Source organism: Pollutimonas rozaliensis (genome assembly GCF_048751585.1).
Lineage (GTDB): Bacteria > Pseudomonadota > Gammaproteobacteria > Burkholderiales > Burkholderiaceae_B.
Map to the genome: position 1 here is coordinate 1 of NZ_JAZHOB010000323.1, position 242 is coordinate 242.

Below are 242 nucleotides of genomic sequence, written 5' to 3' on the forward strand. Positions count from 1 at the left end.
TCCTCGCGCGGGCACTCATCACCGACCCCGACCTGCTCATTCTCGACGAACCGACGGCTGGCGTGGACGTACAGCTCCGGCACGACCTGTGGAACCTCATCACCGACCTGAACGAGTCGGGGACGACGATTCTCCTGACCACCCACTACATCGAGGAGGAAGCGCCGTTTCATCCCGCCCGAGAGCCAGTCGAATCGGGTGTCGCGTTTCTCGTAGATGCCCACTCGTTTCAACACTTCGTC

General features: G+C 61.6%; 1 protein-coding gene. It reads left to right on the forward strand.

Annotation, left to right across the window (positions count from 1 at the left end; genetic code table 11):
* The coding region (locus V0R37_RS23085; protein WP_489685831.1) for an AAA family ATPase at nucleotides 1-242 on the forward strand (242 nt) is incomplete at both ends.